22 protein-coding genes are annotated in these 26517 nt (G+C 37.4%); 15 read left to right on the plus strand and 7 right to left on the minus strand.

The window, feature by feature from the left end; translation table 11 throughout:
* The first annotated feature begins 1393 nt into the window (after nt 1-1393).
* Nucleotides 1394-2368 carry a tail fiber protein gene (locus tag ACFINH_RS00900; RefSeq protein WP_375631689.1) on the plus strand — a complete coding sequence of 325 codons (975 nt, stop codon included), beginning with the start codon at nt 1394-1396 and terminating at the stop codon, nt 2366-2368.
* A 1121-nt stretch (nt 2369-3489) separates the two neighbouring features.
* On the opposite strand, the gene ACFINH_RS00905 is transcribed toward ACFINH_RS00900, so the two are convergent.
* The 5 genes from ACFINH_RS00905 to ACFINH_RS00925 all read right to left on the minus strand — a co-directional run bounded on the left by ACFINH_RS00905 (nt 3490) and on the right by ACFINH_RS00925 (nt 9828).
* Complete coding sequence (locus ACFINH_RS00905) at nt 3490-4323, minus strand: heme ABC transporter ATP-binding protein (protein WP_375611204.1); 834 nt, start codon at nt 4321-4323, stop codon at nt 3490-3492.
* Nucleotides 4320-5417 carry a FecCD family ABC transporter permease gene (locus ACFINH_RS00910; protein ID WP_375617630.1) on the minus strand — a complete coding sequence of 366 codons (1098 nt, stop codon included), beginning with the start codon at nt 5415-5417 and terminating at the stop codon, nt 4320-4322. Before ACFINH_RS00910 ends, ACFINH_RS00905 begins: the two co-directional genes overlap by 4 nt.
* A gap of 5 nt (nt 5418-5422) precedes the next feature.
* Nucleotides 5423-6325 (minus strand): hemin ABC transporter substrate-binding protein, encoded by a 903-nt coding sequence (locus tag ACFINH_RS00915; RefSeq protein ID WP_375631691.1) that lies wholly within the window; start codon nt 6323-6325, stop codon nt 5423-5425.
* Between the two features lie 18 nt (nt 6326-6343).
* Nucleotides 6344-7387 (minus strand): hemin-degrading factor, encoded by a 1044-nt coding sequence (locus ACFINH_RS00920; protein ID WP_375631693.1) that lies wholly within the window; start codon nt 7385-7387, stop codon nt 6344-6346.
* A 263-nt stretch (nt 7388-7650) separates the two neighbouring features.
* A complete protein-coding gene (locus ACFINH_RS00925) occupies nt 7651-9828 on the minus strand; it encodes a TonB-dependent hemoglobin/transferrin/lactoferrin family receptor (RefSeq protein WP_375631695.1) in 2178 nt (725 codons plus the stop codon).
* A gap of 242 nt (nt 9829-10070) precedes the next feature.
* Between ACFINH_RS00925 and ACFINH_RS00930 the strand changes: the two genes are divergently transcribed.
* Nucleotides 10071-10841 carry an energy transducer TonB gene (locus ACFINH_RS00930; RefSeq protein WP_375631808.1) on the plus strand — a complete coding sequence of 257 codons (771 nt, stop codon included), beginning with the start codon at nt 10071-10073 and terminating at the stop codon, nt 10839-10841.
* 1000 nt (nt 10842-11841) lie between these two features.
* On the opposite strand, the gene ACFINH_RS00935 is transcribed toward ACFINH_RS00930, so the two are convergent.
* On the minus strand, nt 11842-13932 hold the full coding sequence (locus ACFINH_RS00935; RefSeq protein ID WP_375631697.1) for a lytic transglycosylase domain-containing protein: 2091 nt from the start codon (nt 13930-13932) through the stop codon (nt 11842-11844).
* Nucleotides 13933-14182: 250 nt separating this feature from the next.
* Here ACFINH_RS00935 and dapA point away from each other — a divergent pair, with 250 nt between their 5' ends.
* Together dapA and smpB are read left to right on the plus strand one after the other, a co-directional pair.
* Entirely contained in the window at nt 14183-15067 is an 885-nt protein-coding gene (gene dapA / locus ACFINH_RS00940) for a 4-hydroxy-tetrahydrodipicolinate synthase (protein WP_375612952.1), read from the plus strand.
* A gap of 18 nt (nt 15068-15085) precedes the next feature.
* Entirely contained in the window at nt 15086-15562 is a 477-nt protein-coding gene (gene smpB, locus ACFINH_RS00945) for an SsrA-binding protein SmpB (protein WP_012231306.1), read from the plus strand.
* 48 nt (nt 15563-15610) lie between these two features.
* On the opposite strand, the gene ACFINH_RS00950 is transcribed toward smpB, so the two are convergent.
* On the minus strand, nt 15611-16279 hold the full coding sequence (locus ACFINH_RS00950; protein WP_375620809.1) for a uracil-DNA glycosylase: 669 nt from the start codon (nt 16277-16279) through the stop codon (nt 15611-15613).
* A 572-nt stretch (nt 16280-16851) separates the two neighbouring features.
* Here ACFINH_RS00950 and rpoZ point away from each other — a divergent pair.
* The 11 genes from rpoZ to panB all read left to right on the plus strand — a co-directional run bounded on the left by rpoZ (nt 16852) and on the right by panB (nt 26275).
* The gene (rpoZ, locus tag ACFINH_RS00955) at nt 16852-17250 is read left to right on the plus strand and encodes a DNA-directed RNA polymerase subunit omega (protein ID WP_273791104.1); all 399 of its coding nucleotides are present in this window, start codon (nt 16852-16854) and stop codon (nt 17248-17250) included.
* 128 nt (nt 17251-17378) lie between these two features.
* Entirely contained in the window at nt 17379-19604 is a 2226-nt protein-coding gene (locus ACFINH_RS00960) for a RelA/SpoT family protein (protein WP_375631699.1), read from the plus strand.
* Between the two features lie 16 nt (nt 19605-19620).
* Complete coding sequence (gene pyrE / locus ACFINH_RS00965) at nt 19621-20199, plus strand: orotate phosphoribosyltransferase (RefSeq protein ID WP_375631810.1); 579 nt, start codon at nt 19621-19623, stop codon at nt 20197-20199.
* Between the two features lie 93 nt (nt 20200-20292).
* A complete protein-coding gene (locus ACFINH_RS00970; RefSeq protein ID WP_375631701.1) occupies nt 20293-20901 on the plus strand; it encodes a DUF2062 domain-containing protein in 609 nt (202 codons plus the stop codon).
* Nucleotides 20902-20927: 26 nt separating this feature from the next.
* Nucleotides 20928-21329 (plus strand): holo-ACP synthase, encoded by a 402-nt coding sequence (gene acpS, locus ACFINH_RS00975; RefSeq protein ID WP_375612950.1) that lies wholly within the window; start codon nt 20928-20930, stop codon nt 21327-21329.
* A 79-nt stretch (nt 21330-21408) separates the two neighbouring features.
* Nucleotides 21409-22221 (plus strand): signal peptidase I, encoded by an 813-nt coding sequence (lepB, locus tag ACFINH_RS00980; RefSeq protein ID WP_375611213.1) that lies wholly within the window; start codon nt 21409-21411, stop codon nt 22219-22221.
* A complete protein-coding gene (gene rnc / locus ACFINH_RS00985; protein ID WP_375631703.1) occupies nt 22202-22909 on the plus strand; it encodes a ribonuclease III in 708 nt (235 codons plus the stop codon). Before lepB ends, rnc begins: the two co-directional genes overlap by 20 nt.
* Entirely contained in the window at nt 22902-23804 is a 903-nt protein-coding gene (era, locus tag ACFINH_RS00990; protein ID WP_375631705.1) for a GTPase Era, read from the plus strand. Before rnc ends, era begins: the two co-directional genes overlap by 8 nt.
* Nucleotides 23805-23832: 28 nt before the next feature.
* Entirely contained in the window at nt 23833-24579 is a 747-nt protein-coding gene (gene recO / locus ACFINH_RS00995) for a DNA repair protein RecO (RefSeq protein WP_375631707.1), read from the plus strand.
* Between the two features lie 23 nt (nt 24580-24602).
* Complete coding sequence (gene panC / locus ACFINH_RS01000) at nt 24603-25463, plus strand: pantoate--beta-alanine ligase (protein ID WP_375631709.1); 861 nt, start codon at nt 24603-24605, stop codon at nt 25461-25463.
* Nucleotides 25460-26275: a 3-methyl-2-oxobutanoate hydroxymethyltransferase gene (gene panB / locus ACFINH_RS01005; RefSeq protein WP_375612945.1), complete on the plus strand. Its 816-nt coding sequence runs from the start codon at nt 25460-25462 to the stop codon at nt 26273-26275. The genes panC and panB overlap by 4 nt, the downstream gene beginning before the upstream one ends.
* Nucleotides 26276-26517 lie beyond the last annotated feature (242 nt).

Genomic DNA, 26517 nt, shown 5'->3' on the forward strand with positions numbered 1-26517 from the left:
TAACGTCTGAAATTACTGGTTTTTTTATTACCTAAAGAAAATATTTCTTACATTAGAAAATATAGCAATAGCTTCAAAAACAGTAAAGAATAATCCCATCTAGAGCTGGTAAAGGCGTGTAAAGGGTGTAGCTAATAAATGATGTGTATTTTAAAGGGAAGATAGAAGTTAAAGTTGCAGAGAACACTGAAAATAAAGTCGGTAATGAGTGGAGGGGATATTCTATTTGGAAAAAACAAGCCATGGATAGTCCAATTGTCTGGCTACTTATGCAAGATTTTGTAAGGTGTTTTCTTTGATAGTTAAGGGTATAGCAAGTGTAAAATTGATGGAGCGTATTTTTTTGTTTGGATTGATGAAGCAGATGAGTTAGCAAAACAGTTTAGAGAATGCTTTTTAATATTGCCTTGAATTAAGAAGAACACCAATAATTGCAAGATGTTGTTTAGAATGATTTATTGTTCTTGCAAAAAAAATATACATATAATAATATATAGAGGGAGATGTGCTAAGTGTGGGAGGGGAAAAGTTGGTTGTGGGGCGTTTAAAAAACAAGGACATTGTTCATAAAAATTGGGGGAGGGGCTGGGTTATGCTTTTTAATTTTTTCCGGATCGGATACAACCTTCAAATTTTGTGAAGGTGTGTGATATTTAATATTTCAAAGTATTTTATTTCCAGTTTAATGAAAGTGTGGAGCAAATGTCCATATTGAATATATTCTCTGTGATACATTTAGATTGAACAAAAGCTTATTCAAAAAAACATTGGTGCTAATCTTGTGACACAATTTCAGAAATCAATTGAATAAAATAGAACAAAGTATTTGCATGTGAATAAAAACATAATGAAGCATGCAAAAAATTTGAAGCTAATTTTTAAAGTTTTAATACAAATGATAGCCAAAAGATAGAATTTCTTTGTTTAAAATATATGGTATAAAATATCGACGAGATAGATTTAAACTATTGAAAAAAATAAAAAAAGATAATGTTTAAGTCAGAAACTTTCTATGTGGATGATAAGTTATTACATTCAGTAATGGTTATATGAAATCCATAATAAGAAAAATTTTGGAAGTATTTATAAATTTTGCAACAAGATGCAAGATTGAAAAAATAATTATATAACAACAGCAAAGCAACAAAACAAGATATTAAGTAACATCAGATGAGGTGGTTACATTATACATTAGAAGAGAAAGCATTAATACTAATGTTATGAAAAGCGTCTGGTGAATTTAGGTTATAAAATTGGAAGGAGTGAAGAGAGATAAAATGCGTAAATAAGGATGGTGCAGTGGTTATGATGTACCAATAAACAGCGGCAGCACATTTTAGTGCACAGAACGAGAAGTTGTTAGAAAAACTATGAAAATAATGGGGGATTTAAAATGTCTAATATCTATGATTGGTCTCTAAAGGCTGATGAAAATGCTTATTCAGATAGTATCATTAATTGGGCAGAAGGACAGCCGCCTAGTTCTGTTAATGATAGTGCAAGGGCGATGATGCAGCGCGTGCGCGAATATCTTGCAGATAATGGTGGATCTATTAATTCAAGCTTTATAGTAAATTTGGAAGATAAAACAACATTAATTACCTTAAAGACAGTTTCGCCTATAAAGAAATACAACAATGATATCGTCATACGTTTTAAAGCTTGTGGTGTAAATATTGGCGTGACAACAATAACTGTTAATAATATAGGAGAAAAGCTTATCTATAAAGCCACTGATACGGGGGTTATACCATTAGAAGGTGGAGAATTTCAAACAGATGGCATTTATGAAATGGTATACAATAATGGTGTTTTAATAAAAGAGCATGAGGGTTGGTATTTATTAAACCCTACACCACCAAAGATAGAAAGTTTCCCCTCTGGATTCATTGCAACATTTGCTATGCAAAATGTGCCAAATGGTTGGCTTTTATGTGATGGTAAGGCCTATAAGCGTGAAGATTATCCGCAGTTATTCGAGGCAATAGGTGATAAATGGGGAAAAGACAGCAATAAAACTTTTAAAGTTCCTGATTTTAGAGGCATGTTTTTACGCGGCTTTGATAATGGTCGGGGTTTAGATGGTGGTAGAAAGTTTGCAGATGAACAACAAGATAGCATAAAATCACATACGCATATTGGGAGTATTGAAAACGCAGGCGAGCATGCGCATAATTTTGAGTATCAAGGGGTAGGATGGCCCGTTGGTGATATTGGGAGACTCCCGAATCATTATACTTATAATACGACCCTGAAAGGGAGAACAGCTTCTGCTGGTGCACATACACACAAGGTAACTCTTTCCCATACGGGTGAGGCAGAAACGCGCCCTGTTAATACAACCGTTGTCTATGCTATAAAATCATGAGTATGTTTAAGTAATAATAATCTATACACCTTGATAATTTTGTTAACGCGGAGCAATTCCGCGTTATTTTCTATGCATATGAAAAGGAAATCTATATTGTTAATAGAATACTTGAGAGCGTCAAAAAACAATTTTAAAATGATTGAAAGAAAGAGTTAAGGATATAATTTATTTTATAATTATATGATAACATAGGGAAAATGTGTAAAAATCATTTAAACTGTGCCGTGAAGAGATCTGGAGATATATTTTTTCATAAGGTGTTTTGATAGGGGAAGGTAATAAAATTATTCAACCTGAGGCATAAAAAAGTACAATATTTTTAGCGTTTTTTGTGCAAAAATAGCATACCCCTGTATGAGTTAATTCATCTTATAAAGATATTTCTCACCTTGTTGTCGATTTCATTTCTTTGCATTGCCATGGTAGGAGGCTTTATCTGTAAATGATAGTTCCCCTTTGAGTGGAAACATCATTATGCTTATGAAGCAGAAGACAAACGCTATTTCTATACTCTCTCCTCATCCCTATATTCCGCATTGTTTTTGCATTAGGGGGCTTACAAAAAGCGTTATTGAGTTTATTTTAAAGTTTTTATTCAATAGGTTAATTCTTTGTGATATGCCAATAAACAATTTTTTAATAGAGAGAGAAAAGTAAAAATATCATTGTAAATCAATATTTATTTATACAAATAAGCTAAAGTATATGTATTATAAAGAAAACATTACCATTAAAGCTACAAATAAATCTTTTATGCAGGGGAGAAAGGTACTTGATTTCTATATGGTCCTTAGAAGATATAATAATACACCCGTTATTATAACAAAGGCATTTATACGCATTTCTTGAATCATTTTTATAAAGATAAAAGTGATAGAAAGAGTGGGAAAACGCATGTTTATGTTGTATAAATTTGTATGATATAACAGTTTGATAGCAAATAAAATTTCACATGTTTTTAGTTACGTAAAATCTTAAAAGATTTTAAACTGGTATTTTTTTCCAAAAATATCTTTAGGGTAATTGGTCTTCTTTTTTAATGACAGATGACAAAAAGGAGTTCATATGAAAATAAAAAAGATTCTTGAATATTTGCGTGTTTTATTTTGCTATGGACTTTAGTTTTTAGATTGAAGCCGATAGCCTAGAGATCTAATTTCATAGGAGGATGTCGTTTGAGGGAGTATAAAAGGGATATCTTCTTTAGGTAATTCAGAAACGTTTAAAGAACAATGATAAACATCGCGGAGATTTTGTGTTGTCAACACATTAGTTGCATTTCCTTCGCAATAAATCTCACCTTCCTTGAGCAAGATCATGTTATCTGCATAATGTGCCGCGAGATTGAGGTCATGAAGAACAGCAAGAACGCCGCCACCAGAATGAGCAAATTGTTTAGCAATATCCATAACGATGATTTGATGTTGAATATCGAGGCTAGCAATAGGTTCATCTAATATCATCCAGCGAGGAATCCCATTATGAACAGGTTTCCAGACTTGGCAAAGTACACGGGCAAGTTGTACTCTAGCTTGTTCTCCACCTGATAATTGGTGATAATACAGGTTGCCATAATCAGAAAGGTCAACGCACTCTAAAGCTTTCTGGATAAGATTTTGCAATTCGGCTTTGGCAATGCTAAATTGGTTTACAGAAAGGCCAAGCCCTACAACTTCATGGACTAAGAATGGAAATACGAGCGTTGTTGATTGTGGTAGTACAGCGCGCATTTTTGCCATTACATGAGTTTTTGTTTGGCATACATTATAACCATTTAAGGTTATTTTTCCACTGTAAGGAATTTCACCACTCAGAGCTTTGATAAAAGTACTTTTTCCTGATCCATTAGGACCAATAATAATGGTAAAAGCACCACTTTTAGCTTGAAGATTAATGTGTTTAAGAATCTGCTTCTTTCCGCGCTGAACACAAATATTTGTCGCTTCAATCATGAAAAGTCTGTTCCTCGTTTGCATATAAGGATCCATAGAAAGAAAGGTGCACCAAAAAGTGCTGTTACAATCCCAATCGGCAATTCTGCTGGGGCAACAATTAAGCGTGCAAACATATCAGCAAAAATAAGTAATGCTGCTCCCAAGAGAGCAGAGCAAGGAATGAGATAGCGATGATCAGGACCTATGAGTTGACGTAAAATATGAGGAACAATAATACCAATAAAACCAATACCACCACTGACAGCAACAGCACTACCGCACATAAGAGCAACAAGGGGAATAGCAATATTTTTGACGCGTTGAATATGGAAACCAATATGGCCAGCAACAGCTTCTCCAAGAGCAAGGGCATTAAGTGCTCGTGATAAAAAGGGAGAGAAAAGAAGACCAATAACGATAAAAGGGAGAACGAGCCATACTTTCAACCATGTAGCGCCCGCAAGAGAGCCCAGACTCCAAAAAGTGATATCACGCAGTTGTTGGTCATTTGCGACAAAAATCAATGTTCCGACAACAGCACTGCTTAATGCACCAAGAGCAATACCAGCAAGCAGCATGGTTGCAATAGAGGTAAAGCTGTTATGCGTTGCTATTATGTAGAGAATAATCGTTGATAAAAGTCCACCAAAAAAAGCACCTATGATAACTTTATAAGGCTCTAGAAAAGGTGCAAAAGAAACAGGAAAAGCAATGCCGACAACAATTGCTAAGACTGCTCCAAGTCCAGCACCTGCTGATACACCTACAATTCCGGGATCTGCAAGAGGATTACGAAAAAGCCCTTGCATAAGAACACCGGAGACAGCTAAGGCTGCTCCAATCAATAATCCCAAGATAACACGGGGAAGCCTTATGTCGATGAGCACGAGGTAATCACGCGTTTTACTACTTACCGAAAAATCTTGTGTAAGCATCACATGGAGGAGATCAACGAAAGAAACCTTTGCTGCACCATTCAAGAGCCCACCAAAAATACTGAAAATAAGGAATATTATTAAGCTTAATAATAAAATCTTCCCCTGTTTTGAACGGTTTATTTTTTTACCTTCTTTTTCTTTAGGTAAATGCATCCTGGATGTACCGTCTACCATTTTTATCAGCTCTTACCGTTTTGATGTGCACCATAAAGTATCTCAATAAGCTCTCTTGATGCGTCTGCAGTACGTGGACCAAATCCCAAAAAATACATAGCATCCATCTGTTTTATGGCATGATTTTTCGCTGCAGTTGTTGCTTGAATTGCCGGTATGGCTAAAATCTTATCAATGCTGATTGATCTTGCACCATGTTTTACAAGCAAAATAACATCAGGATCTGATTTCAATAATGCTTCGCCGTTGAGAAGTTTATATCCTTTATAATCGGTGATAGCATTGATAGCACCTGAAAGTTTGATCATACTATCAGCTGCAGTACCTGTTCCAGATGCCATGACGCGTCCATTTTGCACAGAGAAAACAAAAAGAACACGCTTTGGTGTTGTTACTTTCGCCAAAAGCGCATCGTTGTCTAAAAAATTACGCTTCAATTTCTCAATTAACGCCGCCGCTTGCACTTCGCGATGAATGGCTTGACCAACGAGGCGAATCTTTTCTATCACATTTTCACGGGAGTAGTCTTCTGGTATGATCACCAGAGGTATTGATGTTTTTTTGAGAATATCAATTGTTGAAGCGGGACCACTTCCTTCAACAAGCAATATACCCTCTGGAGCAAGTGATAAAACCCCCTCAGGTGAAAGAGCACGCATATATCCAAGCACAGGAAGCTTGAGCGCTTCTTGTGGGTAGACGCTTGTACTATCACGGGCGACAAGTTGATCTTGGGCTCCCAATGCATAGACAATTTCTGTAAGTGCTCCGCCGATAGAAACAATTCGAGCATTTTCAGGAAAACGCGTTGCAGGTTCAGCAATTACTTGTTTAGAAAAACAAGTAAGAGAGAGCAGTAAACACGTAAGAAAAAGGTTTGATAACCTATGTAAAAGAGATATGAACATGTCTAACCTTATCTTATCTTAGTTACTGCTGTTTTCTTGGCATGATGGCAAACTATTCAATAAAGAACGCCAATCTTCACGTTCTTTTTGACCCTCCTTGCGTACGCCAAAAAATTGAATAACCATCTCATCATCTTTATCGAAAACTTCAAGTGAACTGACATAACCATCACGGGTAGGTTTGCGAACATGCCATACTCTAGCAATCCCGGACGTGAGTAAATGAAGGTCAAATCTTGGATCAAGAACATTAAGCCAAGGTCCCATTTGCTTAATATTTTTTACAGTCCCACTAAAAATTTGAATACACCCTTTATTCCCAACAAAACACATGATTGGCAGTTCTTGTTGTGCGACTTGGTTAAGCATTATTTCAACAGCATTTACCTGTAATTCATCGGCAAATTCATTACCAACATATTTTACAGCATGATGTCGATTAATTTTAAATTCGGAAATAATTTTGTGAAGTTGGTGTACATCTGTCATTTTCCGCCAACGATCCCGAAAACTCTCAATATCCAATTCTGTTATGTCACATTGGGCTGGGAGAGAAACGGGAAGAATGTTAAGAACAGGAGACTGATCTTCAAGAAGGAGCTTTTCAACAAGCTTATTCCACTCGTCCATATTTGTCATATCTTTAGAATAGACCTTTAAAATAGCAACGCCATGTTGATCAAAGAATTGCAGACTTTTTGTAGGTTTTCCAAGAATAACGACATCATATTCAAAACCGAACTTCCATTGTTTTGTAAAAATACGCAAATCAATTTCACCAAGTGTGATAGGAATATGTTCGTTTTGAACAATTTTTTCAAAGCGTCCCGTTATTTCGTGAACAGCATATTCATTGCGAGTTAAGACCATGACGGTTCCAAGTCGAGGTGCATTTTCCAAGAGAGTAGCAACATCGGTTTGTAGCCTTTTTGCTTTTCCAATGGTACAATAAGCCGCAATAAGCTCCGCTTCAGATATACCAATCGAAACCGCAAAATCGCGGTTTCGCATTTCTTTTTTTTCTTCACGCAAACGAAGAATCATTTCAGCTGTATGTGCCATGAATTTACCTTATGTTACTTAACTCAAAAACTAACTTTCAAATTTTACAATTCCAAGGCAATAAATTAAATTCTTTTAAGAGTTCAATCTATCACAAAATAACACTCTATCGCCAACAGCTGAGCAATCAAAAAACGATAAAACAGAAAGAATTAAAACTTTTCTACCAAATCTTTGTAATTTTAAAGATGTTGAAAATAGAAACACAATAATTAATCCTTTTATCAATACGATTTTATTGACCGAATAATTAACAGAAGTGACTAAAACTTTTGTACAAACGACACCTTAAAGTTACGACCAGGCTGGCTATAATAATCTTTTGGTGTTGAACTTTTACCTGAAGGAAGTTCAGATACATTCCAATATTTTGTATTGAAAAGATTATAAACACCGGCTCTTAGAATAGGTCCCGTTTCACCGAATGGTTTCCACCACCCTGTCATATCAACGACATGATATCCTGGAATTTTTTGGTAATCAGATTCTCCGGCTACTTTGTCACGTTTAGCTGCCAAAGTAAGGATAATATCGCTTCCCCAAACCTCTTTTGCATATCCTAATCCGATAACTGCTTTCAAAGGAGGAATCGAGTTAAGATACTCCTTTTTATCAAGATCTTTTCCTTGTGAATAAGCAAGAGCAACATTGCTATGAAAACCATTTTTAAGAACTAAATGAGCTTTTGTCTCAACACCAAAAATTTGCACGTGAAAACGATTCATGTAATGCCGACGCGCAAATCTAAATTCCTCTGATGGCCCCCTATCCTCAGTATCTATGAAATTCTTATATTGATTGAAAAAGGCATTGAAGGAACCACCGAAATTTACATTTCCATACCGTAGACCAACATCATACCCATTGCTTGTTTCTGGTTGAAGATCAGGATTCCCTTTCACGTAATAAGCAGAAGGTTTGATATAAGAGACGTAAAGTTCTGAAATACGTGGTGCACGAAAAGCCTGTGCCCACTGAGCATAGAGCGTTACTTGATTACGAACATCCCACTCCACGCGTAATTTAGGAGAAAAGCGTGAACCACTTCTTTCTGGAGGGAATTTATCAGAAATCAGTGCTTTCTCATAAGAAGGTGTTTTCTGAGGAACATATTTGTACCAATCATACCGGATTCCCGGTGTTACACGAAAACGATCATCAGCCAACCCAATTTCATCTTCAAAAACAAAACCTAAATTGTAACCATTTGTGTCTGGTGAATCTGATCGATTAGCAGGAACAAAAAGACATCCCCGAGCGTATTCTTTTATATGACAATTGTCTTTACCTAACAAATAGTGATGAAATTTAGATGACGAAACATTCATTACAAACTTTAACGTATGGTTTATAGTGCCAAAATCCACTTTTTTAAGGGCATCAGCATTGAAACCATAATTGATATTACGTAAGAAATTATCTCTCAAATAATCCCCTTTGGGAGCTGAAACACGAACACCTGTCATAACGTAACGACTTGATTGCCTTTGCCAATAAAGCTGCCCATTAAACGCATCAAGAACTGCATCACCATTGCCATTATAATTATAAGAAAGAGAAAAGCGCTCACGAAGTTTATTATCCTGCTCATAAACGGAACCTGGAGCGTATCTTTTAGACGAATTTAATTCATGTGTGTTACTATTATGACCAAAACGCTCTGCGGTAAAACCAAGGCGGTGATTATCACTCAAATATTGATGAATTTTAAAAAGCAAGTTATTTTTATCAAAGTGAGAAGGGTTTTTGCGCGTGCGTTCCTCATACCCTTCTACTGTTCCCATATTTTTGCGCTCATGACCTTCTACATAAGATCCTTGAAAAAGTAAAAATGTCCGGTAATTACGCACAGCAAAAGCTTGATCGATGCGCCAGCTGTTATCAACAGAATTATAACCACCTTTTATAAGGCTTCCCCAATTCTTTTCTTCCACGATCAGGTCTTCAGGATCAAGGGTACGCAACGCAATGATTCCCCCTAAGGCACCAGAACCATAAAGACTAGAATCTGATCCCTGAATAGTATCAAACGTAGAAAGAGCATTGAAATCAAAAGTTGTGTTTCCACCTCCACCACGGAATATATCATTAAACCATGGAAGAGAAATACCATCCATTGTCGTAAGAACACGGTTTGCATCTAAACCCCGAATAACGAAACTGTTATTTTCTGAGTTATAGGATACGGAAGGATTAAGACGACTCACATCATAAACATCAGTTATTTGTCTTTCATCAATATTCTTGTTGGTCTTACGATCAGTCAGAATGGTTATTGAATTTGAAGCATCTTCTATTTTTTTTCCTTTAATAAGGATTGGTTTGAGTTCAGTGACAGCACTTCCATCTTTATTTTGTGCAAAAACAAATGAAGGTATACAGACCGATAATGCACTTAAAATTACACAGCTTTTATAGATATTTTTTCGTCTTATTTGCATAACACATCATAACCCTTTTAAACATCCCCTCTCTGTTTTGAAATTTTTTAATACAAAAAGGCTGGACTCACTGATTAAAACTTGCCAGCCAAGTAGGAATGATTTTGACAACGGCACAAAATCATTAGAAGACCATATTAAACATGACAAAATCAGTCAAGAAAAAAGTTGCAATTTCAAAATAGCCTGTTTTAATGAGATTGAACACCAATATTAAGCTTAAAATAGTGGCAGAAGAAACGATGAATTTTGCAAATACGAAACAATTATTAACTCTTTGGATTGGTGCATTTATTGGGGCTTTCTTTTTGCATGTATTATTGGCAGCACAGTTTTATTTTCAAAGTACTGGTATAAGTAATGGTTTGCTCTCGTCGGAGATTATGCTGACTTTTATGCAAGAAACTGTATATCCGGATGTTGATACAGACTTGCCAGATATTCATAGAGAGTCGGATATTAATACAGAGCAAGAAGTATTACAGTCTGATCTCCTAGAGCAGGAGTCAGAAGGATTGGAATCCGTGGATGAAATTCAATCGGAAGAACCTCAGCATATAGTAGAACAAGATGACTTAAAGCCTTTGGAAGAACCCCTACCTCAAAAAGTGGAGCATAAAGCGTTTATCAAAAAAACAATACCGATGCCAAAGGCTGTAGTAAAGCGCTCCAATGCAAAGGCGGTACGTTCTTCTTCCATCAACAAGGGCGGCGGGACAGCAGGGCTTGAAGATATGTTGTTAATGGAGTGGTTAGCAAAGGTACAGTCACAATTAGAAAGGCAAAAAAATTATATTGTGGGACAGCGCACCAATCGTACAAAAGGAACGGTGAAGTTAGAATTTATGGTGCATGAGCAGGGGAGTATTTTTTCTAGTCGTGTAGCAGTCTCTGCTGGTGACCCGGAACTTGATCGATTAGCGATGGCAGCCCTTCGACGCGTTGGTTCTTTTCCACCACCACCACCATCAAAAGTGAATAAAACAATTAGAGTATCCCTAATATTTAGCTGATTTTTTATGCGGGGCGCTTTTCTTATAATATATTGATTTATAATTTTAATGAAAGTTCAAATATAATTTATTCGAATTTTTTTGATGTTGAATCAATCAAAACCATCCGCTTACTTATGATACAAGTTGAGGAGGAGCATGGATAAAAAACTTCTAAAAAGCAGTGAATATACTTCTTATGAGTGCTCTAAATGAAAGGGCTTTTGCAACATTGGGAGTTAAGGGATGATAGAGCTATAGCTTTTATTAATTAAAGGTCTAATCGATTTTTATACCATTCATGAGAGGATTTTCGTAAGTACTTTTCAGATACACCGTTGTGAAATGGACTTAGAAACATTAAAATAAAACAATAATATAAATAAGAAAAACATACTATTTTGGGATGCTCTGTTTTGTGTGAAGGATGTGAGCTTATATGTAAAAATAAGAAAAAAGCAAAGCTTCATCTTCATCATTAAAAGATATTGACATATTTAAAAGTCGTAGAACCGAATGAAAAGGGAAGGGGCAGAAGAGAATTGTTTGTCTTTAAGGCTTTCTAACTCAATGAGTCTGTCTTTCTGTTATCAGAGATAATCCAAACGATATATATAATAACGTACTCTTATTTGTTATAGAAATGTTATAAGCAGGAAAAAATAGTCTTAAAAGATGCTGTTTCACAAGATTTGAATATTGACTAATAAGCAACAGTAAAAGGATGAGCTATTTGTTTCACTCTTCTCTTATATTTGTAATCTCTATGATATTGTCGTCTATGTTGAGAAGAAAGGAATTATTTGTACTACCTGTTGATTTATAATGATAATTCATCATTTTGTATTTAAAATAAAAGACCCAAATAGCGTAGGGTTTTCTCATTTCGAATTTATTAATACTGAATCAATTAAAATTACTTTCTTATACGTCCTAAGAAAGTGGGTATGGTACTATTTAAAAAGGAATAAAAATACTTCTTATCAACGCTTTCAAATGCTATTTGGGAAGTTAAGGCATATTATTTCCGTCGACCAGAAAGCAAGTCGGTTTTTATATCTATTTTCCCAGTGAGTCTTGCTTTGTAGACACCATAATTTTCCATGACACGCATCACGTAATTACGTGTTTCTGTATAAGGAATACGTTCAATCCAATCAATGACGTTATCGAGAGATTGACCTCGAGGATCGCCATAACGTTTTATCCATTCATTGACTCGACGGGGACCCGCATTATAGCCAATAAGAGTTAGTATATAGGATCCATTAAAACGTTCTAATTGTTCATTGAGAAAATGAGCACCTAATGTTGCATTATAATGAGCATCACTGCTAAATTTTTTAGGAGACCATGCGATTGAGTATTTTTTTGCCAGTGCTTTTGCTGTTGTAGGAAGCAATTGGAGTATACCTTGTGCACCTGCTTTTGATATGGCTGTTGGATTAAATTCGCTTTCTTGGCGTGCAATGGCATAGATAAGCGATTTTTCTTCTACAGAAATATGAGCAGAAGCTGGTATAGCTCCCAGAGGATGAGAGAGTGCACCGACATTTTTCCCCTGAAAAACAGCCATTTTTCCAATTTTGAGGCTGGTATAATAGTCTCCATTTTTTTCTGCCATAACAGCCAGAAGAGCTAATTCACCGGGGCTTTCTATTTTTTTTCCGAGCTCTCTATAAAAAATTTTAGCAAAATCAGCATAGCCGGCTGCTTCAAGACGTTGAATTGCTTTGATCGCTTTTCGTGCACTAAAATGTTGTCGCTCAGCGGTTGTTGGTTTGGGAAAGAAAACTTTAAGCTTTTTTTGGTTGAGTCGTGCAGCGGCTAATTGACCATAGTAAGTTGCACCAAAATGAGCTGCGCGATGAAAGTATTGCTGGGCATTTTGATGCTCTTTTAGCGCTTCTGCTGTTCGTCCCATCCAGTAATATCCACGTGATGCATAAAAAGGTAAAGAAGAGAGTTGAGGAATACGTGAAAAATGCTGCATTGCCAATTTAGGGTTATGAAGAAACCGTAGTGCATACCATCCTGCATGAAACTCAGCATCGACGGCTAATGCAGATGTTATACCAGTGTGCATTGCAACGAGTTGATAAGCAATTTTTGGTTTGTTTAAATCGAGCATTTCACGAGAAAGGGCGCGTTGTTCTTTCCACAATGAATGAGGGTTCATAAGGCGAAATGCATCTTTTGATGTTTTCATCATGAGTGCTGCGGCCGCATCATATTGCTCTGTTCGTCGAAGATGGCGTATTCGAGCAAACTGAAAAAGAGGATCTTTTTGCCATGATCTCTCTACAGCTTTTAATTTTTGTGTAGCTCTAGGATCATTTTTTTCAACGGCCACAAAAGCATTAAAAAGAGATTGAGCATGGGCTAATTTTGCAACGCGTGCTGCTGAATCAAAACGATGTGCATACAGCATAAACTGCATGCGTTTCAAATGATCAATAGGTTTTAATGCAGCGTTTGCATTTTTAAGAACAAATACTTCTTCTTTTGCATTAAGCTGTGTTTTATGCCACCATGGCGCAATAACGTGTTGAGCACGAGTGGTTTGTCCCGTTGCGATAAGTGCTTTAGCGAAGAGAGCCATCCCTTGTGCTGTTTGGGGCGGGTGATGAGAAAATTTTTGGATGATTGCGCGTGTGACGTTGGTTTCGTTAAGAAAAGCACGTTCAGCATTGCGTTGCATCGTTTCTATACCTGGCCATCCTTTTAGCATGTTGATTGCATTAAATATTTCAGAACTGGGTATATTAGCTTGGTTTGACACCCCCAGCGCCCATGTCAAAATATGACGATCAAGGCTATGTTTTTCCATTGAATTACGAAGATTTATTGTTTTTGCAATATTGTTGTTTGCTAGTGCATCTAGCCCAGTTTTCAGTTGCTGAAGTGTAGCAGTATTGTGTGATGTAGTGTGTATCTGTTGAAGAGATTCTTGAGCTTCTTTTGCGGTAAAGGGAGTAGGGCGAACCAAAGGGATTGGTACTTTCCCTTGCAAAAGGGGTGTTTGCGCGTATGCACTTGAAAATAAAATTCTTATTGCCAGTATAAGTGTAGTAAAGGTTGATACGAAAAGAGAGGTGGAAAATACACGCATAGAGAAAAGACCTTGAGACCTTGCTTTTTGTAAAAACTTAAGGATTTATAGAACACAAGCATGAAAAACGCGTTAATATAGACGGCTTATTTTAAAGAAATGTTCAACATTTAAGGAGGGACATTTTCATCTTATGGGGGCTTTTTTTGAAATTCATCTTGCTTCAATGATAGAGCAAGATTATGCTCTATTTAAAATTTATAAAAGGCGATTATAAAAAAATAAAAGCAAACATTATAGGGAGTTTATCATGCTCAAGGGAGCTATAACTGCGCTTATCACACCGTTTGATAACAAGGGCGCGATTGATGAGAAGGCGTTTTGTGATTTTGTTGAATGGCAGATCACACAAGGGATTAACGGTGTAAGCCCTGTTGGGACAACAGGTGAATCAGCAACGTTAAGTCATGAAGAACATAAGCGGATTATAGAATTGTGTGTTGAGCAGGTTGCAAAGCGTGTTCCTGTTGTTGCTGGAGCGGGATCAAATAGCACAAGCGAGGCTGTAGAGCTTGCACAATACGCGCAAAAAGCTGGTGCAGATGCAGTTTTGGTTGTCACTCCCTATTATAATAGACCAAATCAATCTGGTTTATACAAGCATTTTTCTTCCATTGCCAAAGCTGTTTCTATTCCGATTATAATTTATAATATTCCTGGTCGTTCTATTATCGATATGGCTGTAGAAACGATGAAAGACCTTTATCAAGATTTTAACAATATCATTGGTGTTAAGGATGCAACGAGCAGAATTGAGCGCGTTAGTGAACAAGGTGAAAAGTGTGGAAAAGATTTTGTGCAGCTTTCCGGTGATGATTGTACGGCGTTAGGTTTTAATGCACATGGAGGTATGGGGTGTATTTCAGTTTCCTCTAATGTTGCTCCAAAGCTTTGTGCAGAGCTTCAAGCCGCTTGTTTTCGTGGTGATTATAAAACAGCACGAGAATTAAATGATCGCTTGATGCCTCTTAATCGTGCTGTGTTTATTGAACCTAGTCCAGCAGGTATTAAATATGCTGCTGCAAAATTAGGATTTTGTGGTGATACTGTGCGTTCTCCTATTGTTCCATTAACAGAAAGAACAAAGAAGATTATTGATGCAGCCCTCAGTCATGCTGGTCTTTTAAAAGCATAAAATGATATTGACAAAGCCATGAATAAAAAAAAGAACGCGCCCGTACGGAAAATAATTGCTGACAATCGTAAAGCACGTTTTAATTTTGAAATCCTTAATAATCTCGAGGCTGGTCTTGTCCTTCAGGGAGCGGAAGTGAAGTCCTTACGTTCTAATCATGCCAATATTGCTGAAAGCTATGCGAGTTTTGAGAATGGGGAATTATGGTTAGTAAACAGCTATATTCCTGAATATACGCAGGCTAATCGTTTTAATCATGAACCACGACGTTTGCGCAAATTATTACTTTCAAAACGTGAGATGGCACGTTTTTTTAATGCAACGTCTCGTGAAGGAATGACACTTGTTCCTCTCAAACTTTATTTTAATGAACGAGGGCGCGTTAAGTTGGAGATCGCTCTAGCGCGGGGGAAAAAGCTTCATGATAAGCGTGAAACGGAAAAAAAACGTGATTGGGGACGTGAGAAAGCAAGACTTTTAAAAAGGTATGGCTAATGGATGCGATCTAGATATTCTTTATTCATAGCGCTGTTTAAAACAGTTTTAGCATTGATCTAAGTATGTTTTTGCTGCTTGAAAGATTTGATGAAACATGGCGTCTGTCAAACGTCCAGTATTTGTATTATAACGAGAACAGTGATAGCTCGAAAAGATGCGTAATCTGCCGATGTTATTGATTTCGCCGTGTCCAAAAGGGTGAGCTAAAACTTTTGCATTAAGGGCACGTATCGTTGAATGGTGCGCAATGGTGCCTAAGGTAATAACGGCTTTAAGTTTGGGAAGATTTGTTAAAAGAGGTGAGAAGAAATAGCGGCACGTGTTAATTTCTGCACCGGTGGGTTTATTTTCTGGTGGAACACAACGAACAGAGTTAACAATTGCTGCATCAATAAGTTCAAGAGTATCGTCTGCTCTTTCTTCAAAGGTTCCTTGGGCAAAACCAAACTTTTTTAAAGTTGAATAAAGTAAGTGCCCAGCATAATCACCAGTAAATGGACGTCCAGTTCGATTTGCTCCGCGTAATCCAGGAGCAAGCCCAACAATAAGAAGGCGTGTTGTATCTGGCCCTTTATAAGGAAAGAATGGGCGCACCGGTGCGTTATACCAACTTGGTTCTTTTACACGCCAGCCAGCGATAAATTGATGAAGCCTAGGACATAAATTGCAATTTTGGGGTGGTTCTGGGCAAAGTGATGTTAATTGGCTATTCATGGTGTTAGGCATCAATCGTTTTTCTATTTTTTTGAGTCTTTATATAGCGTATATGACGGGTTATGTTTTGATAAACAATCTATAATGAATATAAATAAACTTTTTTAGAAGAAAGTTTAATATAAACTTATTGCTCATTATTGTGTAAAGAGAGGTCATCTTTCAGTAATTTATTCGATGAATAAGAGTGCAATACACATGATGTTCAAAGAAAAAAAGTTGTCTCTTTAGATAAAGATATTATCATAAAAAGTATGTATAAGGCTGCTGTTATTGCAAAGGGTTTAAACAGCAGGTATTCCTTTTAAAAGGATAAGGACTCCAGACAAGTATTTTGTCAAGAAAGACCTCCCTTCGTTTGAAGTCAATCTATTGGAATGCTTTTAAAAGAAATTTTGATAACGAGCATGAATAGGTCATACATTTTTATAAATTTTCCAAGAATTTTTTTAAATAAGTTCTTTAATCAAAAAATATAAAAGTTTGTGTTGTTTTTCTTGTGTTTTATTTTGATTATTGTATATACTCCTTTATCCGCTATTAAATTTTTTTTATTTGAGAAAGAGGCATAAATGGCCCGCGTAACGGTAGAAGATTGTATTGATAAAGTTGACAACCGCTTTGAATTGGTACTTTTAGCAGGTCATCGGGCGCGTCAGATTTCACAAGGAGCGCAGATTACGGTTGATCGTGATAATGATAAAAATCCAGTTGTTGCTTTGCGTGAAATAGCAGAAGAAACATTGTCGCCTGCTGATTTAAAGGAAGACCTTATTCATTCGTTGCAAAAGCATGTGGAAGTAGATGAGCCAGAAATGGCAAGTGAATTTATTACCCATTCAGGTGAAGCTGAAAGTGTTTTTAATACGTCGTCGCAAGAAGAAGGTACTTCATTTGATCATATGTCAGAAGAAGAGCTTTTAGCGGGTATTGAAGGTTTGGTTGTTCCAGAAAAAAGTGACGATTATTAATTGCAGCAATTTATGTTACAGGAGTAAAGATACCTTGTCATGTAAGGAGCAATTATTTTTCTTGTCTTTTATTGATAGGACATGTTCAATAAAGATTAGAGGTGTGAAAAGATAAAGGATATGCTCGTATGATGCGTCAGTGTGAGCTTGTTGGACGTGTTCAACGTTACAAGTCTGACGTAGATGAGGCTCTTTTAAACAGGGCCTATGATTATGCAATGAAAAAGCATGCACATCAAAAGCGTGCATCAGGTGATCTTTATTTTTCTCATCCTTTAGAAGTTGCTGCTATTTTGACAGATATGCGGTTGGACGAGGCAACGATTGCTGTTGCTCTTTTGCATGATACAATTGAAGATACAAGCGCTACACGAGCAGAAATTGATCAGCTTTTTGGTTCTGAAATTGGGAAGTTGGTTGAAGGGCTTACAAAGCTTAATAAGCTTGATCTTGTATCAAAGAAAGCCGTACAAGCAGAAAATCTTCGTAAACTTCTTATTGCTATTTCTGATGATGTTCGTGTTCTTTTAGTCAAACTTGCTGATCGTCTTCATAATATGCGTACCCTTGGTGTTATGCGTGATGATAAACGTCGGCGAATTGCTGAAGAGACGATGGATATCTATGCGCCACTTGCAGGTCGTATGGGTATGCAGGATATGCGTGAGGAATTAGAGGATCTCTCTTTCTTTTATTTAAATCCAGAAGGTTATCGTACGATTACCAATCGACTTTCTGAATTATTGAAACACAACCGTGATTTGCTTTCCACAATTGAAAATGAATTGACAAAACTTTTTTTCGAGCATGGCATTAAAGCAGATGTTAAAAGCCGTCAGAAAAAATCTTATTCAGTTTTTCGCAAAATGGAAAGTAAAGCATTATCTTTTGAACAATTATCGGATATTTTTGGATTTCGTGTGATTGTTGAGTCCGTGAATGATTGTTATCGTGCTCTTGGTGTCATTCATACGACATGGCCAATGGTTCCTGGTCGTTTCAAAGATTATATCTCTATACCAAAGCAAAATGATTATCGTTCTATTCATACAACAATTGTTGGCCCTTCAAGACAACGTGTTGAGTTGCAAATTAGAACGGCTGCTATGGATGAAGTTGCTGAATATGGGGTTGCTGCTCATTCCATCTATAAAGAGCATGGTTCCAATTATTCGACTGTGAAGTTATCAAGTGAAACGAATGCCTATGCATGGTTGCGTCAAACGATACAATCTTTGTCTGATGGAGATAATCCAGAAGAGTTTTTAGAACATACAAAACTTGAGCTTTTTCAAGACCAAGTTTTTTGTTTTACGCCGAAAGGTCGATTAATTGCTTTTCCTAAAGGAGCTACGCCTATTGATTTTGCTTATGCCGTCCATACAGACATCGGTGATTCTTGTGTGGGTGTAAAAATCAATGGTCGTATTATGCCTTTAATGACCAAATTAAAAAATGGTGATGAGGTTGATATTATTCGCTCACACGCTCAAATTCCGCCAGCAGCATGGGAATTTCTTGTTGTCACGGGTAAAGCACGTTCAGCTATTCGACGAGCAAGTCGTGCAGCGGTACGTAAACAATATTCGGGTTTAGGATATCGTATTCTCGAGCGTTCATTTGAATATATGGGAAAGCAATTTTCAAAAGACCTTTTGAAGAAAGTTTTGCCACGTTTAGCACGTAAAGATGTAGAGGATGTATTGGCTGCTGTTGGGCGTGGAGAGCTGTTTTCCGCTGATGTGATTAAAGCGGTTTATCCTGATTATCAAGATCACCGTGTGGTACAAAAGTCATCTTTTAGGCCTGGGGAAGAAGGTTGGTTTAATATTGAAAATGCTCAAGGTATGATTTTTAAAGTTCCAGAAAATGAAAAGAATGCAAAGGTCGAGAATCATCAATCTAAAGCATTGCCTATTAGAGGAACCCGTGGAGATATACCCGTACGTTTTTCACCGGAAGGAGCAGTACCTGGAGATCGGATTGTTGGTATTATGCAGCCAGGAGCTGGGATCGTTATTTATCCAATACAGTCTTCAGCTTTGATGGCGTATGATGATCAGCCAGAACGATGGATTGATGTTCGCTGGGATATTGATGCCCAAATGAATGAACGTTTTCCTGCACGGATGAATATTTTGGTTGTAAATAGTCCTGGTTCTTTGGCTGAAATTACACAAATAATTTCTGCTAACGATGCCAATATCCAAAATTTATCTTTTATCCGTACAGCACCAGATTTTACAGAAATTATGATTGATTTGGAAGTGTGGGATTTAAAACATTTGAATCGTATTTTTTCTCAGTTAAAAAAGGCAGGTTCAGTAAGTACAGTACGGCGGGTTCATGGATAAAAAGAAAGATTTTGCAATGAATACACAAGATGTCATTGATATTTTTAAACAAGCAGATGCTATTCTAGAAGGGCATTTTATTTTAACATCGGGGCGCCATAGTGCGACTTATATGCAAAAAGCGAAAGTATTCATGCATGCTAACTTGACGGAAAAGTTATGTCGTGGATTGGCTGAAAAAATCAAAAAATCTATCGAGGGAAAAATTGACTATGTTGTTGGTCCCGCAATTGGTGGTCTTATTCCTTCCTATGAAACTTCACGTCACCTTGGTGTTCCTTCTCTTTGGGTAGAGCGTGTAAATGGCATCTTTGAATTGCGTCGTTTTGAAATCAAGAAGGGTGCACGGGTTGTTATTGTTGAAGATATTGTAACAACGGGTCTTTCCATTCGTGAGACTATTGAAGCGCTTGTTGCAGCAGGAGCAGAGGTATTGGCTAGTGCATGTATCCTTGATCGTTCTGGTGGTAAGGTCAATGTTGGAGTTCCATTGATTGCGCTTGCTGAATACGAGATAACCTCTTATGCTAGTAATGCACTTCCTGCAGAGCTTTCTGTTCTTCCCGCGATTAAACCAGGCAGTCGAAATATTTAATTGTCGTTCTATTTTTTTTGTGCAAAAGCTTAAAAAGATTAATTTGGATGATATAGATTATTTCATCATCAAAAGATGTATATTGAGAGTCATATGCTTTTTCGTCGTCGAGAACCAATAGATTTTGTAACGCGTATTCGACTTTGGTTATGGCCACGTCGTTCATTTTCTCGCTCATTTTGCTACATACATAAACGTATTTTGCGTATATCAGCAACACCGCATGAAGTAGCATTAGGGGTTGCTGTTGGCGTTTTTTTAGCTTGTTCACCTTTCTTTGGGCTGCATATTATTTTGGCAATATTTTTTTCTTGGCTTTTGCGTGCAAACTTTGCTGCCGCAATCATTGGGACAATTTTTTCTAATCCACTCACATTTTTATTGATTGTCATGGCTGATTATAAAGTAGGGTATTTTTGTTTATCACTTTTTAGCGATGTCAAAGAGATTTCTCTTTCGCAAATTCGTGCTCTATTTAATGGTTTGACATTGTCAAATCTCTCTCTCCTCTTTAAAGGCGCATGGGACACAATTATGAGTCCTATGATTTTAGGGGGAACTCTTTTAGGTGTTGTTTTTGGTGGTTTATCTTATATAGGTGTTTACAGAGCAACGGTTCGTTTTAAACAAAAGCGATATCAAAAGATTATAAAAAAAAGGCGTTTAAAGAAGCGCTCATCGCCTGTATTAAAACAGAAATAAATTTAAGAAAGATCGGGTAATATCTTATGATTATTGGTCTTGGAAATGATCTGGTTGATATACGACGTATTGAGAAAATGTTGGTTCGTTATGGTGAGCGTTTTATCCAACGTATTTTTACGGATATTGAAAGAAATAGATCTGAAAATCTCAAAAAAAGCTCCTCGTCCTATGCAAAAAGATTTGCTGCTAAAGAAGCATGTGCTAAAGCCTTAGGAACGGGAATCGCTTGTGGTATCAATTGGAAAGACATGGGGGTAGTTAATTTGCCATCTGGTAAACCAATAATGCAATTAACAAATCGTGCGCAAGTGCAACTTCAAAAGTTATTACCTCCTCATCATGATGCAGTTATTCATCTTAGTATAACAGATGATTTTCCTTGGGCACAGGCATTTATTATTATCGAAGCACTTCCACGTGGATAGATGGCGTGAGAGATTGTGCTTTTGTTATTTGAATATTATGATGAAAAAAATTATATCTGTGATGAGAAGGCAGTTGGTGATGATCCAAAAAGATAAAGTGCATAAAAAAGAAAAAAAAGGTGGGCTTCGTGAATTTATTTCTGTTTTAATACAGGCTTTGCTTTTAGCAGCGTTTATTCGGACACTTTTTTTCCAGCCGTTTAGTATTCCTTCCGGTTCAATGCGTCCTACTTTGTTGGTGGGAGATTATCTGTTTGTTTCTAAGTATGCATATGGGTATTCTCGTTTTTCCATCCCCTTTTCTCCTCCTCTTTTTTCTGGACGGATTTGGGCATCTCAACCTCAACGTGGAGATGTGGTCGTTTTTCGCTTACCAAGTAATCCGAAGATTGATTATATAAAACGCGTTGTTGGGCTACCAGGTGATCGTATACAAGTTCGTCAAAGTGTCCTTTATATTAATGATGAGGCTGTTTCACGTCACTTTATGGGGGAGATTGATAATTCTGATATAACAGAGGTTAACTATCCTGTTGAGGTTTATCGCGAGACAATGCCTAACGGTGTCAGTTATGATACACTTGATTTAGCTTTCATCCCGAAAGTTGATGATACAGAAGTCTTTGAAGTTCCTCAAGGACATTACTTTATGATGGGAGATAACCGCGACAATTCAGATGATAGTCGTTTAGATGTAGGCTATGTTCCAGAAGAAAATCTTATTGGTCGCGCGAGCGTGATTTTCTTTTCTATCAGTAATGGTTCAAGTGCTTGGCAGATTTGGCGCTGGCCATTTGATGTGCGTTGGAAACGTTTGTTTTCTTTCATAAATACGGTTCATGATTTGCCGCTTATCAAGCAAGGAAACAACGATGAAACGTCTCATGATTGATCAGCTTTTCAAGCTGACGGGGCATCGTTTTAAAGATGAAGAGAGGTTAAAGAAGGCATTAACACACTCGAGTGTACAAGATTCGGAACAGGGGAATTATGAACGACTAGAGTTTCTAGGGGATCGGGTTTTAGGGCTTTTGATTGCAGAGATGCTGTATCAACTTTTTCCTCAGGCAAGTGAAGGTGAATTATCAGTCCGTTTAAATCATCTGGTCAATGCACAGACATGTGCTGATATTGCGCGTGAAATGAGACTTCCTGATATGATCCGTGTTGGTTTTGAGATGAAAAATTTTGAGGGACGTCGACTTATCAACATGCATGCAGATGTCGTGGAAGCTTTGATTGCAGTAATATATCTCGATGGAGGATTGGAAAGCGTTCGCCCTTTTATTCAAAAATATTGGCAAAGTCGGGCAAAGAAAATGGATGCTGGTCGACGTGATGCCAAGACAGAATTACAGGAATGGGCGCATATCCAAGGCAATGCACAACCACATTATCAGGTTATAAAACGTTCAGGTCCAGATCACGATCCTGTTTTTATTGTAGAGGTCAGTATTTCTGGGTTTGCTTCAGAGATTGGGCAGGGAAGCTCCAAAAGATATGCTGAAAGAATGGCAGCTGAAAAAATTTTGCGACGAGAGGGTGTATGGAAAACAGTGGGAAAAAATGATCATGAGTGACGTTATGAAAACGCGTTCTGGGTTTGTTGTGCTTATTGGGATGCCTAATGCCGGTAAATCGACATTGGTTAATCAATTGGTTGGAACAAAGGTTTCAATTGTAACACATAAGGTACAAACAACACGAACTTTAATCCGCGGTATTGTCATTCATGATGATGTGCAAATTGTGTTGGTCGATACACCGGGTGTTTTTCGTCCCCATAAGCGCTTAGAACGAGCCATGGTCTCTGCTGCTTGGGGAGGGGCTAAGAGCGCTGATGTTCTACTTGTTTTAATTGACGCTCAAAGTGGTCTTTCGGATGAAGTTGATATGATGTTAGATATTGTAAACAATATGAAACAAGAAAAAGTTCTTGTTCTTAATAAGGTTGATACAGTTGTTAAATCATCTCTTCTAGCGTTAACCACTAAAATAAATGAACGTGTAAAGTTTGCGCAAACATTTATGATTTCTGCTCTAAACGGTTCTGGTTGCAAGGATTTACTTCATGCGTTGAGTAACATGATGCAGGAAGGGCCATGGTATTATCCGGAAGATCAAATTTCTGATATGCCTATGCGTCATCTTGCTGCTGAAATTACGCGTGAAAAACTTTTTCTTCGTCTTCATGATGAACTTCCTTATTCCTCAACGGTTGAAACAGAAAACTGGGAAGAGCGTTCAGATGGTTCCGTTAAAATTAATCAAGTTATTTATGTCGAGCGTGAGAGTCAGAAAAAAATTGTCTTAGGAGCAAAAGGAGATACAATTAAAGCGATTGGTCAAGCAGCACGTAAAGAACTCATGGAAATTATGGATCAAAAGGTGCATCTTTTTCTCTTTGTGAAAGTGCGCGATAATTGGGATACCGATCCAGAACGTTATCGTGAAATGGGATTGGATTTTTTTTAATAAGATTGTTAAAAATAATTAAAGTAAAATGAAGTGGAAAGAACAAGCCGTTATACTTGGTACACGCCAATATGGTGAAACAAGTGTTATTCTTGAGATTATGACACGTGAACATGGTCGTTATATGGGAGTGGTAAAAGGGGGGCGCTCGCGTCGCATGGCAGCTCTTCTTCAACCTGGAAATTTTGTGGAGGCTGAATGGTGGGCTCGTTTAGACGAACATTTGGGACTTTTTCGGCTTGAAGCTCTTGATTTACATGCGGCACGATTAATCTGTCTACCAGAAGCACTTTATGCTTTGCAATTGATAGCTTTTCATTTGCGGCTTCTTCCCGAACGTGATCCGCACCCCATTTTATATGATATTTTACACCTTTTTATGCAGAATTTTGATGAACCATTTGTAAATGCAGAATTGCTTGTACGTTTTGAAATGCGGCTTCTTGAAGAACTTGGTTTTGGTCTTGATTTATCTTGTTGTGCTGCAACAGGTCGTCAGGAAAGGCTTCATTACGTATCACCAAAATCTGGACGGGCTGTCTGTGAAGAAGCAGGGGAACCTTGGAAAAAAAAGCTTCTCATTCTACCACAGTTTCTTGTACAAAGAACGACCCGTCCTGCTGATTTTAGTGACATAATAAATGGTTTTATACTGACGGGTTTTTTTCTTATGCGTCATGTCTGGGAGCCACGAGATATAAAGCAGCCGTCAGTGCGCATGAATTTGATACAATTGTTTGAGCGTCAATTTGGTGTACAGGCATTAATTGGTTGATCTGATGATAATTGAATGGGAAAATGAGAATTTTAAAGACAATTGCTGAAGTCCGCCAATATACTTCAGAGGAACGACGTTTAGGTTTTTCGATTGGTTTTGTTCCAACAATGGGGGCATTGCATGATGGACATCTTGCATTAGTACAGTATGCAAGAGCAATGTGTGATCGCGTAGTGGTTTCTATTTTTGTCAATCCAAAGCAATTTGGACCTCAAGAAGATTTTTCTCAATATCCAAGAGATTTGAAGGGCGATTGTGCTTTGTTAAAAGAAGCAGGTGTTGAATGTGTTTTTGCTCCTTCTGTCGATGAAATGTGGCCACTGGGGAATGATACAATTGTACAAGTGAAAAAATTATCACGTATTTTGATGGGAAAATTACGTCCAGGGCATTTTTGTGGTGTAACAAGCGTTGTTGCTAAACTTTTTAACATTGTCCAAGCAGATAAGGCTTTTTTTGGGGAAAAGGATTTTCAACAAATTTTAATTATTCGGCGTATGGTTGAAGATTTGGCTTTTCCTATTGAAATCGTTGGAGTTCCTATTCTACGGGAGTCAGATGGTGTAGCGTGTTCTTCACGCAATCAGCTTTTAACATTAGAAGATCGTAAAGCTGCCAAAATTATTCCTGAAAGTGGAAAAGCTGCTGAAAAGCTTTATCATGAAGGTGAACGGTCGGTTGATAAATTATGCAAAACTGTTCGTGATATTTTACAACAAGAAACGCGTGCAATCATTGAAGCGATAGATTTACGGGATATGGAAACTTTATGCGTGGTTAAAGGAACATTGAATAAACCAGCAGTTTTACTTCTTACTGTCCGCTTTGGTGAGATAAGGCTGATTGATCAATATATATTGCAAGAGAAGGGTGGAAAATGAGTGTACATAAAACCGTAAAGCGTATAACATCTTCCGAAATACGTGCACGAAAGGGACAACAGCCAATTGTTTCTTTAACAGCTTATCAAGCTTATACTGCGCGGATTGCTGATCCATATTGCGATATCCTTTTGGTTGGTGATAGCGTTGGGATGGTTGTGTATGGGTTTGAGACAACGCTTCCTGTTAATTTAGATATGATGATTTCACACGGGAAAGCCGTGGTGCGTGGATCTCAAAAAGCTCTTGTTGTTATTGATATGCCTTTTGGTTCTTATGAGGAAAGTCCAGAGCAAGCTTTTTTAAATGCATCGCGCATTCTTGCACAAACGGGGTGTGGTGCAGTTAAGCTTGAAGGGGGCGTTTATATAGCCGAAACAGTAGATTTTTTGTGTAAACGTGGCATTCCAGTGATGGGGCACATTGGTCTTACACCCCAAGCAATGAATCGTTTTGGTGGTTTTAAAACACAAGGACGCAAGGAGAATGATTGGCAAAGAATTGAAGCAGATGGAGCAGCGATTGAAGAGGCAGGTGCTTTTGCTGTTGTTTTAGAAGCAATGGTTGAACCTTTAGCGGTGAAACTGACAGATAAGCTTTCTATCCCTACGATCGGTATAGGGGCGTCCAATCAATGTGATGGGCAAGTATTGGTTATGGAAGATATGTTGGGCTATGGTTCTCATGTGCCAAAATTTGTACGCCGTTATGGAGACCTTGAACAAGCCATGGAAACTGCAATAAAGAATTATGCAGAGGATGTCACATCTCGTGCTTTCCCAGCGGATAATGAAGTTTATAAACTAAAATAAACTTCAGTTTAAGATGAAAGGTTTGACAAGAGAACATTTGTTATTTTGATAATGAATGTGCATTTTTAATATATTTTGTATGCAATTTGAACTGTGATTTTTTCCATTTCTTTAATGAAGTCACGCCTCTCATGCAAAACAGAACGCCATTGGGTCGCTAATTCACATGCTTTTTTAAAGAAAGCTTTCTTAAGGTACCCAACCTATTTCGCGACGGCGTTCGTGAATAGTATAGTGGTAAG

The organism is Bartonella sp. AA74HLJMH (genome assembly GCF_042197045.1).
Lineage (GTDB): Bacteria > Pseudomonadota > Alphaproteobacteria > Rhizobiales > Rhizobiaceae > Bartonella.